This window comes from Microbacterium sp. LMI1-1-1.1, assembly GCF_040815675.1.
GTDB lineage: Bacteria > Actinomycetota > Actinomycetes > Actinomycetales > Microbacteriaceae > Microbacterium.
Genome location: NZ_JBFPNN010000008.1, coordinates 58,543 through 72,297, shown reverse-complemented (window position 1 = coordinate 72,297; position 13,755 = coordinate 58,543). Strand labels below are relative to the sequence as shown.

Annotated in this window: 12 protein-coding genes; 4 read left to right on the top strand and 8 right to left on the bottom strand. The window is 72.7% G+C overall.

The features are described 5' to 3' along the window. Nucleotides 1-10 precede the first annotated feature (10 nt). From MRBLMI1_RS10025 to MRBLMI1_RS10015, 3 genes are all read right to left on the bottom strand, one after another. On the bottom strand, nucleotides 11-1,498 hold the full coding sequence (locus MRBLMI1_RS10025; RefSeq protein WP_367731786.1) for a cation acetate symporter: 1,488 nt from the start codon (nucleotides 1,496-1,498) through the stop codon (nucleotides 11-13). Then, complete coding sequence (locus MRBLMI1_RS10020; RefSeq protein WP_367731784.1) at nucleotides 1,495-1,887, bottom strand: heavy metal transporter; 393 nt, start codon at nucleotides 1,885-1,887, stop codon at nucleotides 1,495-1,497. The genes MRBLMI1_RS10025 and MRBLMI1_RS10020 overlap by 4 nt, the downstream gene beginning before the upstream one ends. 63 nt (nucleotides 1,888-1,950) lie before the next feature. Further along, nucleotides 1,951-2,151, bottom strand: coding sequence for a hypothetical protein (locus MRBLMI1_RS10015; protein WP_367731782.1), 201 nt, complete (start codon nucleotides 2,149-2,151; stop codon nucleotides 1,951-1,953). Nucleotides 2,152-2,176: 25 nt separating this feature from the next. On the opposite strand from MRBLMI1_RS10015, the gene MRBLMI1_RS10010 reads away from it, so the two are divergent. Beyond that, nucleotides 2,177-2,716 (top strand): CGNR zinc finger domain-containing protein, encoded by a 540-nt coding sequence (locus tag MRBLMI1_RS10010; protein WP_367731780.1) that lies wholly within the window; start codon nucleotides 2,177-2,179, stop codon nucleotides 2,714-2,716. Nucleotides 2,717-2,936: 220 nt separating this feature from the next. Here the strand turns inward: MRBLMI1_RS10010 and MRBLMI1_RS10005 are convergent, their stop codons facing one another. The 4 genes from MRBLMI1_RS10005 to MRBLMI1_RS09990 are packed head-to-tail and all read right to left on the bottom strand — an operon-like array spanning nucleotide 2,937 to nucleotide 7,430. Then, nucleotides 2,937-3,704, bottom strand: a complete 768-nt coding sequence (locus MRBLMI1_RS10005) for a LytR/AlgR family response regulator transcription factor (RefSeq protein ID WP_367731766.1) — start codon at nucleotides 3,702-3,704, stop codon at nucleotides 2,937-2,939. A gap of 28 nt (nucleotides 3,705-3,732) precedes the next feature. Then, entirely contained in the window at nucleotides 3,733-4,905 is a 1,173-nt protein-coding gene (locus tag MRBLMI1_RS10000) for a sensor histidine kinase (protein ID WP_367731764.1), read from the bottom strand. Between the two features lie 13 nt (nucleotides 4,906-4,918). Further along, nucleotides 4,919-5,155 (bottom strand): YbdD/YjiX family protein, encoded by a 237-nt coding sequence (locus MRBLMI1_RS09995; protein ID WP_367731762.1) that lies wholly within the window; start codon nucleotides 5,153-5,155, stop codon nucleotides 4,919-4,921. A 10-nt stretch (nucleotides 5,156-5,165) separates the two neighbouring features. Then, nucleotides 5,166-7,430, bottom strand: coding sequence for a carbon starvation CstA family protein (locus tag MRBLMI1_RS09990; protein ID WP_367731760.1), 2,265 nt, complete (start codon nucleotides 7,428-7,430; stop codon nucleotides 5,166-5,168). Nucleotides 7,431-7,822: 392 nt separating this feature from the next. Between MRBLMI1_RS09990 and MRBLMI1_RS09985 the strand changes: the two genes are divergently transcribed. Both MRBLMI1_RS09985 and MRBLMI1_RS09980 read left to right on the top strand, forming a co-directional pair. Further along, nucleotides 7,823-8,131, top strand: a complete 309-nt coding sequence (locus MRBLMI1_RS09985) for a GNAT family N-acetyltransferase (RefSeq protein WP_367731750.1) — start codon at nucleotides 7,823-7,825, stop codon at nucleotides 8,129-8,131. After that, on the top strand, nucleotides 8,128-9,153 hold the full coding sequence (locus tag MRBLMI1_RS09980; protein WP_367731748.1) for a pirin family protein: 1,026 nt from the start codon (nucleotides 8,128-8,130) through the stop codon (nucleotides 9,151-9,153). Before MRBLMI1_RS09985 ends, MRBLMI1_RS09980 begins: the two co-directional genes overlap by 4 nt. A gap of 226 nt (nucleotides 9,154-9,379) precedes the next feature. On the opposite strand, the gene MRBLMI1_RS09975 is transcribed toward MRBLMI1_RS09980, so the two are convergent. After that, a complete protein-coding gene (locus tag MRBLMI1_RS09975; protein WP_367731746.1) occupies nucleotides 9,380-12,949 on the bottom strand; it encodes a S8 family serine peptidase in 3,570 nt (1,189 codons plus the stop codon). A gap of 173 nt (nucleotides 12,950-13,122) precedes the next feature. On the opposite strand from MRBLMI1_RS09975, the gene MRBLMI1_RS09970 reads away from it, so the two are divergent. Beyond that, complete coding sequence (locus MRBLMI1_RS09970) at nucleotides 13,123-13,638, top strand: dihydrofolate reductase family protein (protein ID WP_367731744.1); 516 nt, start codon at nucleotides 13,123-13,125, stop codon at nucleotides 13,636-13,638. The last annotated feature ends 117 nt before the right edge of the window (nucleotides 13,639-13,755 follow it).

Here is a 13,755-nt window from a genome sequence, read left to right as displayed (position 1 = left end):
CCGGGAGCCGTCACGTCGCGCGGTCCGGCACCCCACGGCCGGGCCGGGTGTCCGGCGTGTGCAGGCGCGCCAGGTACCGATCGGCGCGGAACGGGATGCCACCGCGGTCGGCGAGCGAGACGACCACGACGACCGCCGTGGTGAGCGGGATGGTCCAGGCCGCCGGCTGAGCGAACAGCACGGCGACGGGACCGGCGTCCGCGACGAGCCGGGCGCCCAGCAGCGCGGCGCCGCACGCGACCGCACCGACGGTCATCCCCGCCACCGCCCCGCGGGCCGTCAGCCGGCGCCACCACACCCCCAGGAGGAGGACGGGCGACAGGGTGGACGCGGCGAACACGAACACGAGACCGACGCTCGACACGAGACCGGCCGGCTGCGTCAGCAGAGCCATCGCCAGGGGGACCGCCGTGCACAGGACGGCGGAGAGACGGAACGAGCGGACGCTGCCGCCGAAGACGTCCTGGCTGACGACGCCGGCGAGCGAGACGACGAGCCCGGAGGAGGTCGCGAGGAACGCGGCGAAGGCGCCGGCCACGATGAGCGCCGTCAGGAGCTCGCCGACGACACCGGGCAGGACGCGCGAGGGCAGGGCCAGCACGACGGTGTCCGCGAGTCCCGGCACTGCGAGGTCGGGCGCGACGACGCGGGCGATCAGCGCCATGGTCGAGGACACCGCATAGAACGCCCCGACGAGCACGATGACGATGACGGTCGTCCGACGGGCGGACGCGCCGTCGGGGCTCGTGTAGAAGCGCACGAGGACGTGCGGCAGACCGATCGTCCCGAGCAGGAGCGCGAGAAGGAGGGAGCCGGTGAGGTAGGCGTCCGCCCCGGCGGGGCCGCGTTCGGCGGGGAACACCGCGGCCGGGTCCACGTCGGCACCTCCGCCCGAGAGCGCCACGAGCAGGAACACCGCGGGGACGAGGAGCGCCGTCAGCTTCAGCCAGTACTGGAACGCCTGCACCGCCGTGATGGCCCGCATCCCTCCCGCCGCGACGATCCCGGCCACGAGCACCGCGACGAGCACCGCACCGACCCACGGCCGCACCGGGGCGACGACGCCGAGCGCGAGGGCGGCGCCGTGCAGCTGCGGCACGATGTAGAGCCAGCCGATCACGAGCACGACGACGCTGGTCACACGGCGGGCCGCCCGGGACTCCAGGCGCGCCTCGACGAAGTCCGGGATCGTGTACGCCCCGCTGCGGCGGAGCGGCGCCGCGACGAAGAGCAGCACGAGCAGGTACCCGGCCGCGTAGCCGATGGGGAACCAGAACCCCTCGGCACCCGACAGCAGGACGAGGCCGGCCAGGCCGAGGAAGGTTCCGGCGGAGAGGTACTCCCCGCTGATCGCGGAGGCGTTCCAGACGCTGCGGACGCTGCGCGACGCGACGAAGAAGTCGCTCGTCGTCCGCGACAGGCGCACCCCGGCGAAACCCAGCACCGCGGTGACGACCACGAGCAGCCCGACGGCCGCGAGATCGAACACCGGGTTCACGCGCCCTCCTCGGGATCGGCGAGCGCCCGATAGCGACGCTCGTTGCGCGCGGCCGCACGGACGTAGACGAGCGCGAAGACGAGGATCAGCGGGTAGAAGCCGTAGGCGTGCAGCAGCCACGACGCGGGGACGCCGAAGACGACAGGATCGCCCAGGACGGGGAGCGCGAAGACGACCCCGGCGAGAGTCGCGGCCACGGCCAGGAACGCGGCCACGCACCCGAGGGCGAGCCGGAGCTGCGTGCGGACGAGACCGCGCGAGAAGACGGTCTCGGCGTCGTCGGGCGTCTGCCCGGGGAGCGCGAAGCCCCGGGTCGCCGCCCGCGGGCCGCGCCGCGCGTCGGACGCCGTCACGCGCACGCGCGGCATCGGACGGCGCTCCTCGCTCATGGCATCCCATCGTGGCATCCGGATGCCGCCCCGTCGACGCCCCGGCACCGGGCGCCCCGGCGCTCAGCCGAGCGGTCGTGTGAGAGCCTCGGGCACGACGACGGCGCGGGGCTCGAGGTCCACCCGGTGGGCGCCGCAGTCGACGCACCTCACGTAGCGGATCCGGCCCTCGCTGGTGGCGTGCGACGACGACGTCACCCAGGCGTGCTCGTGCCGGGATGCCGGGGCGACGACGGGATGCGACAGGGTCTCGGGCGCGGTCATGAGCCCATCGTGTTGTAATGCTCTTATGCATCTCAACCCTTACGGCGAGTACGCGGTGCTGCTGGCCGCGTCGCTCGCGAACGACTGGCCGGCGGACCGCGCGGGCATCGAGGCGCGGACGCTCGCCGAGGGCATGACGATGACGTTCCCCGAACTCCCCGACGACCATGCGCGGACCCGCGCGGTCATCGACGACTGGCTCCGCGTCGTCGACGAGCCCGATCCCGACGCCCGGTCCGCACTGCTGAACGCGCAGATGGCGGCCGTCACGGCCTACCCGCGGCTGACCAACCACGACGGGGAGGGCTGGCATCTGCACTACCGCGACCGCGACGAGGCGCTCCCCCAGGTGCTCGCGGCCGTCATCTCGGTGGGCACGTCCCTCCACCTGGTGACGCGCGGCATGAACCGGCTCGGGCGCTGCGCCGCGGACCCGTGCACGCAGGTGGTCGTGGACGTGACCCGCAACGGCCGCCAGCGCTACTGCTCCGTGCGTTGCGCCAACCGCGCCGCCGTGCGTCGGCACCGGGCTCGCGGCATCCCCTCCCCCGTCTCCCCGCGCTGACCTCCGCCCCCGCGCTACCGTGCGGTCCTCCCGGCGCTGACTTGGCGCAGATGTACGCGAGAAGCGCCCCGCGGCGTACATCTGCGGCAACTCAACGCACACCCAAGGCCGCGGTACCCCCGGCGCTGACTTGGCGCAGATGTACGCAGAAGCGCCCCGCGGCGTACATCTGCGGCAACTCAGCGCGGGGGTGGGGCAGGTCGACGCGGAAGGTGCGGGGTCAGCGGAGGAAGGCATCGCGGACCGCGGCGACCAGGCGACGGCTGACGGGCAGCTCGATCTCGGGCAGCACCACGGTCGGCGTCGCTCCCGACAGGCGCACCTCGGCGACGGCGTCGCGGTGCACGAGATATGACCGGTGCACCCGGACGAAACCGGCGTCCGCCCAGCGGTCGGCCAGCTCCGACAACGGCGTGCGGATCAGATGATCGGATGCCGCGGTGTAAAGGCGGGAGTAGTCCCCCTGCGCTTGCACCCACCGCACGTCGCTGCGGCGGAGCAGCCGCGTGGCCGTCCCCGTCGTCACGGGGATGGTCTCGTCCGCGGCCGTCGCCCCCGGCGCGGAGCCCGCCTCGATCGCCCGTCCGAGCGCGCGACGCAGACGTTCCACCCGCACCGGCTTCAAGACGTAGTCCACCGCCTCGAGGTCGAAGGCCCGGACCGCGCCCGCCTCGTCCGCGGTGACGAACACCACGGCCGGGCGCCGACGGAACCCCGCCAGCGCGCGGGCCAGGTCGAACCCGCCGAGCCCGGGCATGTGCACGTCGAGGAAGGCGACGGCCACCTCGCCGCGCTCGAGGATCCGCAGCGCCTCCGCGCCGCTGCCCGCCGCATGGACGACGCCCACCCGGGGATCGGCGGAGAGGAGTGACACGAGCTCCGCCAGCGCCGGCGCCTCGTCGTCGGCGACGAGCACGTCCACGCCCCCGCGCTCCGGCGTCGACCCTCCGCCGTGTCCGCGCGCCCCGGCCGCCGCGCCCGCGGTCATCCGCGCGCCCCGGCCGCCGCGCCCGCGGTCATCCGAGCGCCGTCTCGTGCCGCGGCTGCGACTTCGGGACGCGCAGCCGCACGGACGTCCCCGCGCCGACGTTCGTCTCGACGACGAGACCGCCGCCCGGCCCGTACAGCTGCCGCAGACGCGTGTCGACGTTGCGCAGACCCACGTGCGTCGACGGGGCGTCCAGGTCGAGCAGCGCCGCCAGCTCGACGGGGTCCATGCCGACGCCGTCGTCGTCCACCACGACCTCGGTGTGCGTGCCGTCGTCGATCGAGGTGACGGTCAGGACGCCCCCGCGCTCGCCCGGTTCCAGTCCGTGCCGCACCGCGTTCTCCACCAGCGGCTGCACCGAGAGGAAGGGGATCACCGTCGCCAGCGTCTCCGGTGCGATGCGCAGCCGCACGGACAGCCGGTCGCCGAAGCGCGCGCGCTCGAGCTCGAGGTAGGAGTGCACGCTCCGGAGCTCCTCGGCCAGGGTCGTGAACTCGCCCTGGCGGCGGAAGGAGTAGCGCGTGAAGTCGGCGAACTCGAGCACGAGGTCGCGGGCGCGGGGCGGGTCCGTCGAGATGAACGACGCGATGGCCGTGAGCGCGTTGTAGATGAAGTGCGGGCTGATCTGGGCGCGGAGCGCGCGCAGCTCCGCCTCCGCCAGCGCGGCCCGCGACGCGTCGAGGTCCGCCAGCTCGAGCTGCGCGGCGCACCACTGCGCGACGTCGCCCGTCGCCCGCACGAGCGGTCCGCGGGCGGCGCCGGCGAAGGCGACGACCGCGCCCCACACCTGGCCGTCCACGACGATCGGCGCTCCCACGGCATCCCCCTCCGGCATCGAGAACACCTGCCGTCGGCCCGACTCGCGCACCCGCGCGGCGATGCGGCGTGCCGACGACGCCAGCTCCTCCGGCCCGTCGAGCGACACCCGGTCGGCGCCGGCGTCGACGATGGCCACCGCGTCGGCCGACAGCAGCGCGCGCAGGTGCCGGGCCGCGCGCGCCGGGTCCGGCTCGTCCCGCCCCCCGCGGAGCGCCGCAGCCGCCGCCGCTGCGAGGTGCAGCGTCCGGTGCGTCGCGCGCTCGGCGTCGCTGCCGAGGTCGCGCGAGGCGAGCGCGAAGCGGCGGGCGACGACGAGCGCGACGGTCAGGAGCGCGCCGACGACGACACCGAGGGCCGCCGCGAGGAGCGGTGCGTCGGGCATGGTCGCAGCCTAGTCAGCAGCAGCGCGCGCCGGGATTGCGCTCCTGCTCGTCCGTCCTCTGCCGCCAGAACTGCCGCTCGGTGAGCGGGGGCTCGTCCGGGTGGTGCGCGCGGTGGTGGGCGACGTAGACGTCGTAGGCGCGGTCGCCCATGAGCGTCGTCACGTACCACCGGAGACCCCGGCCCGCGGCCGCCGCACCCGCCGCGAGGCGGGCGAGAGGGCCGGGGGCCGTGGCATCCAGGTCGGTCATCCGTCCCGCCTCAGTGGTGCGCCGCCGTCGAGGGACGGTCGGGGTGATCGGCGGGGAGGGCCTGCCACTGCTTCTCGATCTCGCGCTCCGGGGCGCTGGCGAGCATGCCTGCGGGAGCGAAGCGACGGGATGCCACGGCAGGATCCTCCAGGTTGTCGCCGCCCCCGTTGCGCACGGCGCGCACCGTGACGACGAGCGCCATGGCAATCACGACGATCGCGAGGGTCACGAAGATGACCGACAGCACGCCCTGGACGAACGTGTTCCGGACGACCGCCTCCATCGCCGTCACCGACCGCGCCGTGCCGAACTCGGTCAGCCCCTCGGCGAGCGCGTTGCGGAAAGCGAAGTGGTTGGCCCAATATCCGACCGCCGGGACCGGCGAGAAGATCTTGTACATGGATGCCGTGATCGTCACGACCGCCGCGAAGGCCAGCGGCAGCGCGACGATCCACAGCCAGCGGAAGTACGCGCGGCCGCGCTTGGCGACGATCGCCAGGACCACCGCGAGCGCGATCGCCGCGAGCAGCTGGTTGGCGATGCCGAACAGCGGGAAGAAGGTGTTGATCCCACCGAGGGGGTCGGTCACGCCGAGGATGAGGATGGAGCCCCAGCCTGCGACCATGATCGCCGTGCAGATCCACACCCCGGGCCGCCACGACAGGTCGCGGAACTTGGGGATCACCGTGCCGAGGGAGTCCTGCAGCATGAACCGGGCGACGCGCGTGCCGGCGTCGACGGCGGTGAGGATGAACAGCGCCTCGAACATGATCGCGAAGTGGTACCAGAAGGCCATGAGCGCCTGACCGCCGAGCGCCGCCTGCATGATGTTGGCGAGCCCCAGGGCGAGGGTCGGTGCGCCGCCGGTACGGGAGACGATCGAGCTCTCGCCGACGGCCGCGGCGGTCGAGGTCAGCATCTCGGGCGTGAGGTTCACCCCCGCCAGACCCAACCCGTTCACGAACGCGACCGCCCCCTCGACGGTGCCGAGCGTGGCCGCCGGCGACGAGTTCATGGCGAAGTAGATGCCGCGGTCGATGGACAGGGCCGCCACGAGCGCCATGATGGCGACGAACGACTCCATGAGCATGCCGCCGTAGCCGATGAAGCGCGTCTGGCGCTCCTTCTCGACGAGCTTCGGCGTCGTCCCCGACGCGATGAGCGCGTGGAACCCGCTCAGGGCTCCGCAGGCGATCGTGACGAAGAGGAACGGGAAGATCGGTCCGGTGAAGACGGGACCGAGCTGGCCGCCGGCGAACTCGCTGAAGGCGGGGACGCTGATCTCGGGCCGGACGAGGACGATCGCCCCGGCGAGCATGACGATGACGCCGATCTTCATGAACGTCGAGAGGTAGTCGCGCGGCGCGAGCAGCAGCCACACCGGCAGGACCGCGGCGACGAAGCCGTAGACGATGATGCCCCAGGCGATGACGGTGCGGTCGAGGTGGAACAGGTCGTAGCCCCAGGCCGTCGACGACACCCAGCCGCCCGCGATGATCGCGCCGATGAGCAGCACGAAGCCGATGATCGAGATCTCGGTGATGCGACCCGGGCGGATGTACCGCAGGTAGAGGCCCATGAAGATCGCGATGGGGATCGTCATGGAGACGCTGAAGACGCCCCACGGGCTCTCGCCGAGGGCGTTGACCACGACGAGCGCGAGGATCGCGACGATGATGAGCATGATGAGCAGGCTCGCGAGGATCGCCGCGGTGCCGCCGACCTTGCCGAGCTCGTCCCGGGCCATCTGGCCGATGGTGCGGCCGCCGCGCCGCATGGAGAAGAAGAGGACGAGGTAGTCCTGCACGGCGCCGGCGAGGATGACGCCGACGATGATCCAGATCGTGCCCGGCAGGTATCCCATCTGCGCGGCCAGGACGGGGCCGACCAACGGACCGGCGCCCGCGATGGCGGCGAAGTGGTGCCCGTACAGCACGCGGCGGTCGGTGGGGACGAAGTCCTTGCCGTCCTGCTTGCGCTCGGCGGGCGTGGCCCGGCGGTCGTCGGGCCGGGCGATGTAGCGCTCGATGACCTTCGAGTAGAAGCGGTACCCGATCAGGTACGTGCACACCGCCGCGAAGACGAACCAGATCGCGTTGACGGTCTCGCCGCGGACGATGGCCAGCATCGTCCACCCCAGCCCGCCGAGCAGGGCGATCGCGACCCAGAGCGCGATCTTCGCCGGGGTCCAGCGGGTCTCGGTCCTCTCGGGCGGGACCGCCACCGGCGGGAGGTTCGGGTCGGTGACGATGTCGTCGTCGACGGAAGCGCTCATGTCTCTCCTCGTTCGCGGCTCTGCGGACTTTCGGAAGGCTAGAGGGATGCCGCGGCCTCCCACGGCCGTCGACGGAGACGGTGCGATGAGCGGCACGATCCGTGCGACGAACGGTGGGCACCGGCCGGCCGGGTCGCGGAGGGAGGGGATGCCGAGAAGGGAGGACTTCCACGAGGCAGGGGATCCTCCCGCCGCCACATCCCCTCCCCCGCTTGCAACCCGCACCCGGCAGGGAAGGGAGGGGATGCCGGGTAGGGAGGACCTCCACGAGGCAGGGGATCCTCCCGCCGCCACATCCCCTCCCCCTGCTTGCAAAAAGACGTCGCCGACGCCAGGGAGGGCGGAACAGGACCGGCGCCTCGTACGTTGTGGTGAGACGAGCTGGAGGCGACATGAGCGACGACGTGACCGTGACCCGGAACGAGGAGACGCGGCGGTACGAGGTGCACCTGGGCGACGAGCTCGGCGGGTTCCTGAAGTTCCGCCCGGCGGGCGACGGCCGGGTCGAGCTGCCGCACACCGAGGTGGATCCCGCGTTCGAGGGGCACGGACTCGGTTCCGCGCTCGCCCGGGAGGCTCTCGCCGACCTGGCCCGCCGCGGCGACACGATCGTCCCCAGCTGCCCGTTCGTCGCGAGCTGGCTGAAGGGGCACGACGTCCCCGGTCTGAAGGTCGACTGGCCCGACGGCGCGTCGTCATGACCCGCCTCGACGTCGCTCCGCCCGCGTCCGAAGGACCGGTGGACTGCGACGGCCCCCGCGCGCTCGTGGTGGAGGCGCGCGAAGTCCCCCTCGGCGGCGTGCGCGGCATGAAGGTGCACCGTACCCTGCCGCACCGCGCGTTGCCCATGGTGGGCGCGTGGTGCTTCCTCGACCGCTTCGGCCCGCAGGAGACGCGGATGCGGGTGGAACCCCACCCGCACATCGGCCTGCAGACCGTCACCTGGCCCATCGTGGGCGAGGTGCGGCACCGCGACGCCGTCGGCAGCGACGTGATCGTGCGCCCCGGTGCGCTCAACCTCATGACGAGCGGTGCCGGCATCGCGCACTCGGAGTACTCGCTCGGCGACGGGCCCGTCGCCCTCGACGCCCTGCAGCTGTGGGTCGCCCTGCCCGAGCACCGCCGTCACGGCGCGCCCGCGTTCGAGCGGCACGAGGACCTGCCCGTTCTTCCGCTGGGGCACGGCGCGGACGCCGTCGTCGTCATGGGCGAGCTCGGCGACGTCGTCTCCCCGGCGACCGTGCACACGCCGATCGTCGGGGCGGAGCTGCGGCTGGCCGCCGGCACCCGCACGCGCGTGCCGCTGCGACCGGACTGGGAGTACGCGCTCGTCGGGATGGTCGGCGAGGTCGAGCTGGACACCGGCGTCCCCGTGGTCGACGCCGACGCCGCGCGGCGCGACGCCCCGCCGTCGTCCGACGGGGCGGCATCCGTGTCCGTCGACGCCACGCGCCTGGTCTACCTGGGCACGCGACGCGACCACGTGGAGATCTCGGCCGCGGCGGACGCCCGGGTGTTCCTGCTCGGGGGCGAGCCCTTCGAGGCCGACATCGTCATGTGGTGGAACTTCGTCGGGCGCTCGCACGACGAGATCGTCGACGCCCGCGAGGCGTGGGAGGCGCAGGCCCCGCGCTTCGGCGCCGTGGTCGATCACGGTCCGGAGCGGATCCCCGCTCCCCCGCTGCCGGGCGTCCGGCTCACCCCGCGCCGCCGCCGCGTCTGATCCCGGGACCCGGGAGCGGTACTCCGCGTCGGGACCCTCGGGCACCCCGGCGGAACGCGGACGCCGGCGCCACGGCACCCGCGGGCCTCGGCGGAACGCGGACGCGGCGCCATGCCACCCGCGGGCCCCGGCGGAATGCGGACGCGGCGCCATGCCACCCGCGGGCCTCGGTGGAACGCGGACGCGGCGCCCGAGCCGGAGCCCGGACGCCGCGTCGGCGGGTGGATCAGCGGCGCACGGTGAAGCTCGTGCGACCCTCCGAGTCCTCGATGGTCTCGGAGCCCGGGTAGGTCGCCGTCACGCGCTTGGTCCCGCGGGTCTGCGGGTCCGTCGTGATGGTCGCCGTGCCGTTCTCCAGAGTGGCCGTGTACTGCTTGCCGTCGACCGTGACCGTCACGTCGCCGGTGGCCGCAGGACCGCCCGTCGGGCGCACCTGCACGGTCACGGCGAACGTGTCGCCGGCCGAGCCCGAGCGGGGCGTGACCGAGACGGTCGTCCGCGAGGCGACGACGACGGGCGTGCCCGCGCTGTCGGCCGTGCCGGTGAGCGCGTTGCCCTCGGCGGTGGCGGTGACGCGGACCGAGAGCACCGTCCCGAGGTCCGCGCGCTGGACGCGGTACGTCTTCGACGTCGCTCCGGCGATCGGCTCCCCGTTCCGCAGCCACTGGTAGGCGACGGTCACGTCGGCCGGGTCCCAGGTGCCGGGGGTGGCGGTGAGCGTCCGACCGAGCTTGGCCGTGCCCGAGACCGTCGGCGCCTCCACGATGGTCGGCGGGGCCTGGCCCGAGTCGACCGTCAGCACCGTCTGCACGCTCGAGGCGCCGTACTGCACCACGCCGAGGTAGCGCGTCTCTGGCGTGAGGCCCTGCCACGACAGCTCGTACGACACCGGAGTGCCCTGCGTGGCCGGCAGCGGGTTCGGCGTCGCGGTCAGCTGGCCCTCCCCACCGGGGGTGACGCTCGCGTAGGTCATGTCCCACGTGAACGGGTTCGTGAACGAGTAGATGTTCGCCTCGATCAGATACGTCCCGGGCGTCGGGTTCGCCAGCGAGACCCGCTCGTCCGCCGAGCCGGACGCCGAGGTCCACTGCTCGTAGTACCGCAGGTCGTCGGCGCTCACGACGCGCGACACGAACAGGTCGAGGTCGCTGCCGGTGTCGTCGGACGAGTCGAGGTCGAAGCGCGAGAGCGTGGCGCCCTCGGGGACCTCGACGATCCAGCGGACGTAGCCGTCCGCGTCGCCCGACTGCTCGTCGCCCGAGTGCCCCTCGACGGGGTTGTCGGCGTCGGTGAGCAGCTCGACGGCGGCCAGGCCGGAAACGGTCAGGGGCAGGTCGCCGCTCACCCCGGGCAGGACCTCGACGCTCGTCGTGCCGGAGAGACCCTCGCCGGACACCTCGGCCGGGGCCTCGGCGGTCACGGGCTGGATGGCGATCGGCGAACGCACCTGCGTGTCTCCGCCGGTCCAGGTGAGGAAGCCGGTGGTCCACTGCTCGGCCGGGGCCGTCGTGCGCGTGAAGGTGACCTCGAAGGTCTTCGTCTCACCCGCGGCGCCGAACGTCAGCGATGCCGGCTCCACGGTGGCATCCACGCCGGGGACGTCGATGGATGCCGTGAAGGTCCCGGCCTGCGTCGAGGTCACCGACCGCGTGACGGTCTGGGGCTTCGCGAGCGATCCGATGGAGATGGACGCGAGGTTGAGGTCGCTGCCGTCGATCGGCTCGACGCCGAAGTCGTACAGGCCCTTGCCCTGCAGGAAGGCGGCCCAGTCGCTCGGGCCGTTCAGGTACAGCAGTCCCGGCTCGAAGAAGCGCGTGGGGTCGACGTGGCCGGCTCCCTGCGCGAACGGGTCGGTGACGTCGTTGCCGTCCGCGTCGACGGTGTCGTACGCGGTGGTCATCATCGCGGACTTCACCTCGGCGGGCGTCGCGGTCGGCCGCTCGCCCAGGTAGAGCGCGGCGAGACCCGCGATGTGCGGCGACGACATGGACGTGCCGGAGAGGAACTCCCAGGTGGGAGCCGCACCCTCGGCGTTCGCGGCGGCGGCGAGGATCGCCACGCCCGGTGCCGAGATGTCCGGCTTGAGCACGTCGCTGCCGTCGGCGAGCATCGGTCCGCGGCTGGAGAAGCCGGCGACCTGCGGGGTCGGGGTCTCCGCGCCCGTGGTGTTCTCGCCGACGAGGGTCGCCGTCGGGTCGGATGCCTCGCGCACGAAGGTCAGCAGGGCGTCGCGGTAGCGCGCGTCGATGTGGACGGTCGGCACGCTGTGGAAGTCGTTGTCGACCGAGGCGGGGGTGACGTTGACGAGGACCATGCCCACGCCTCCGGCCTCGTCCACGGCCTGCGACTTCTCGACGCGGGCGTTCTGGCCGCGGTCGCAGACGACGATCTTGCCCGCGGCGGCCGCGGCGTCGATCGTGTCGAGCAGGCACAGCGCGGCGTTCGCCGGCGTCGCCCCCGCGGCGGGGATGTCACCCGCGTAGACGAGCTCACCGGTGAGGGGCTCGCGGACGGTGACGGACGCACCCGCGAAGCTCTGGCCGTCGCCGAGCTGGACGGTGCCCTCGTACGTGGGGATCGTCGACGCGGCGACGGTGGTGTACCAGGGCGACGCGTGGTCGGCGGTCGAGGCTCCGGGACCGGAGTTGCCGGCCGAGACGGAGACGAAGATGCCGGCCGCGGCGGCGTTGAAGAACGCCTCGTCCTCGAGGGCGAGGGTGGTCGTGGCCGCGCCGCCGCCGATGGAGTAGTTGATGACGTCGACGTTGTCCTCGACCGCGGCGTTGATCGCGCCGAGCAGGTCGCTCAGGGCGCAGATGTCGTCGGTGGTCACGAGCGGGTCGGGGCCGGAGTAGCACGCCTTGTACGCGGCGACCTTGGCCGCGGGCGCGACGCCCGAGATCTGCCCGAAGTCGATGCCCTCCACGGACGCGTCGACGCCGTTGTTTCCGGCGGCCGTGCTCGCGGTGTGCGAGCCGTGCGCGTCGCCGTCGCGGGGCGAACGGTAGTCGCCCTCGAAGGTGAAGCCGGTGCCGGCCGCGCCCTGGTCGAAGTAGCGGGCGCCGACGAGCTTCGTGGAGTAGTCGTCGAGCGACCAGCCGTCGCCGGCCGCCACGCGGGGCGACCGGAACTCGGTCCCGTCCGCCTTGTTGAACACGACGTCGTTGCCGTCGAGGTAGGGCTCGTCGCCCGGGGTCGTGCCGAGCGGCTCGCCCGCGAACGACGGGTTCTCGGGGGCGATGCCGGTGTCGATGACGCCGACGACGACGCCTTCGCCCGCGGCGCCGATCCCGCCGACCTGCTCCCACACGCCGCCGGGTCCCTCGAGACCGAGGAACTCGGTGGAGGGCACCGCCACCGGGTGCCGGATCTCGTCGGGGACGACGCGGCTCACGCCCTTCGTCGAGGCGAGCTTGGCGGCCTGGTTCGGGTCCATCGCGGCGCTGAAGCCGTTGACGGCCAGCGTGTACGAGTAGTCCGACTCGACGCCCGCCTCGGCGGCGACGTCCTCTTGGCGCTCTTCGAGGAAGGCGGAGTACTCGCGCACCTCCTCGCTCGTCGGATCGAGGCGGTCGCCCTCCTCCGGCTGCGTGGCTCGGAGACCGGCCTCACCGCCGTCGTACGTCGCGGCGGGGGCCTCGTCGAGGACGACGATGTAGCGACCCGTGGTCGACTCGATGGGAGTGGGGGATGACACCTCCCCGACGGACTCGACGGCGTGCGCGGATGTCAATCCGGCACCGGTGAACAGCCCGGCCAATGCGATGACCGCGGCCGAACGCAGGGTACGACCCATAGTGCGCTCCAAACGGGGGGATGAGTTGAGCGATGTGCGCGGCGTCTCCGGCGCGCGTTGCACAAACATAACTCACAGCCAATTCCTCACCAACGTTTTTCTTGGACGGGATGCGAAAGCCCGGTCGGACGTCGCCACGGGCAATCCCTGAGGGTCGGCTCCGGTTGCGCATCATGGACGTCGAGCCGATCGACGATACGGACTCCGAACAGCTGAAGATGTTGAGCCGGGTCGGCGGCATCGTCCTCGGCCGACGCACCTACGAGATGTTCTCCAGCTACTGGCCGACCGTCGACCCCGCCGACGAGCCGGTCGCCGAATGGATCAACTCGCTCCCCAAACACGTCATCAGCAACACCCTCGACTCTGCTCCGTGGGGGGACGTCACTCCGGCCATCATCGAGAAGGGCGACCCCGCGGAGACGGTCGCGCGACTTCGCTCGGAGGTGGAAGGCGACCTCATCGTGTGGGGAAGCCTGCAGCTCACCGATGCCCTGTTCCGCGAAGGGCTGGTGGACGTGTTGCGCCTCCGCGTTGTTCCCAGCCTGATCGGTGAAGGTCGCGGACCGACGCCCGCCGACATCGGCCACACGGTGATCAGACAGGTCGCGAGCCACGCAGGCCCCGGCTGGGTGACGATCGAATACCAGGTCACGAACCGCGATGACGGCGTGACCTCGGGCGCATAAGCGCGTCGCCCGCGAGCGAGCCATGCCCGACACCCGCGCGTGCGGCTGAGCGGCCACGCCCCTTCTCCTCGACTCGACCCGAGACCCCCGCGCACACCGCCTGTCGGACCCCGCCGA

Excerpts from the sequence above, each read along its gene's own strand:
- MRBLMI1_RS10020 (WP_367731784.1), bottom strand. The coding sequence starts at position 1,887 with ATGAGCGAGGAGCGCCGTCCGATGCCGCGCGTGCGCGTGACGGCGTCC.
- MRBLMI1_RS10015 (WP_367731782.1), bottom strand. The coding sequence starts at position 2,151 with ATGACCGCGCCCGAGACCCTGTCGCATCCCGTCGTCGCCCCGGCATCC.
- MRBLMI1_RS10010 (WP_367731780.1), top strand. The coding sequence starts at position 2,177 with ATGCATCTCAACCCTTACGGCGAGTACGCGGTGCTGCTGGCCGCGTCG.
- MRBLMI1_RS10005 (WP_367731766.1), bottom strand. The coding sequence starts at position 3,704 with ATGACCGCGGGCGCGGCGGCCGGGGCGCGCGGACACGGCGGAGGGTCG.
- MRBLMI1_RS10000 (WP_367731764.1), bottom strand. The coding sequence starts at position 4,905 with ATGCCCGACGCACCGCTCCTCGCGGCGGCCCTCGGTGTCGTCGTCGGC.
- MRBLMI1_RS09995 (WP_367731762.1), bottom strand. The coding sequence starts at position 5,155 with ATGACCGACCTGGATGCCACGGCCCCCGGCCCTCTCGCCCGCCTCGCG.
- MRBLMI1_RS09990 (WP_367731760.1), bottom strand. The coding sequence starts at position 7,430 with ATGAGCGCTTCCGTCGACGACGACATCGTCACCGACCCGAACCTCCCG.
- MRBLMI1_RS09985 (WP_367731750.1), top strand. The coding sequence starts at position 7,823 with ATGAGCGACGACGTGACCGTGACCCGGAACGAGGAGACGCGGCGGTAC.
- MRBLMI1_RS09980 (WP_367731748.1), top strand. The coding sequence starts at position 8,128 with ATGACCCGCCTCGACGTCGCTCCGCCCGCGTCCGAAGGACCGGTGGAC.
- MRBLMI1_RS09975 (WP_367731746.1), bottom strand. The coding sequence starts at position 12,949 with ATGGGTCGTACCCTGCGTTCGGCCGCGGTCATCGCATTGGCCGGGCTG.
- MRBLMI1_RS09970 (WP_367731744.1), top strand. The coding sequence starts at position 13,123 with ATGGACGTCGAGCCGATCGACGATACGGACTCCGAACAGCTGAAGATG.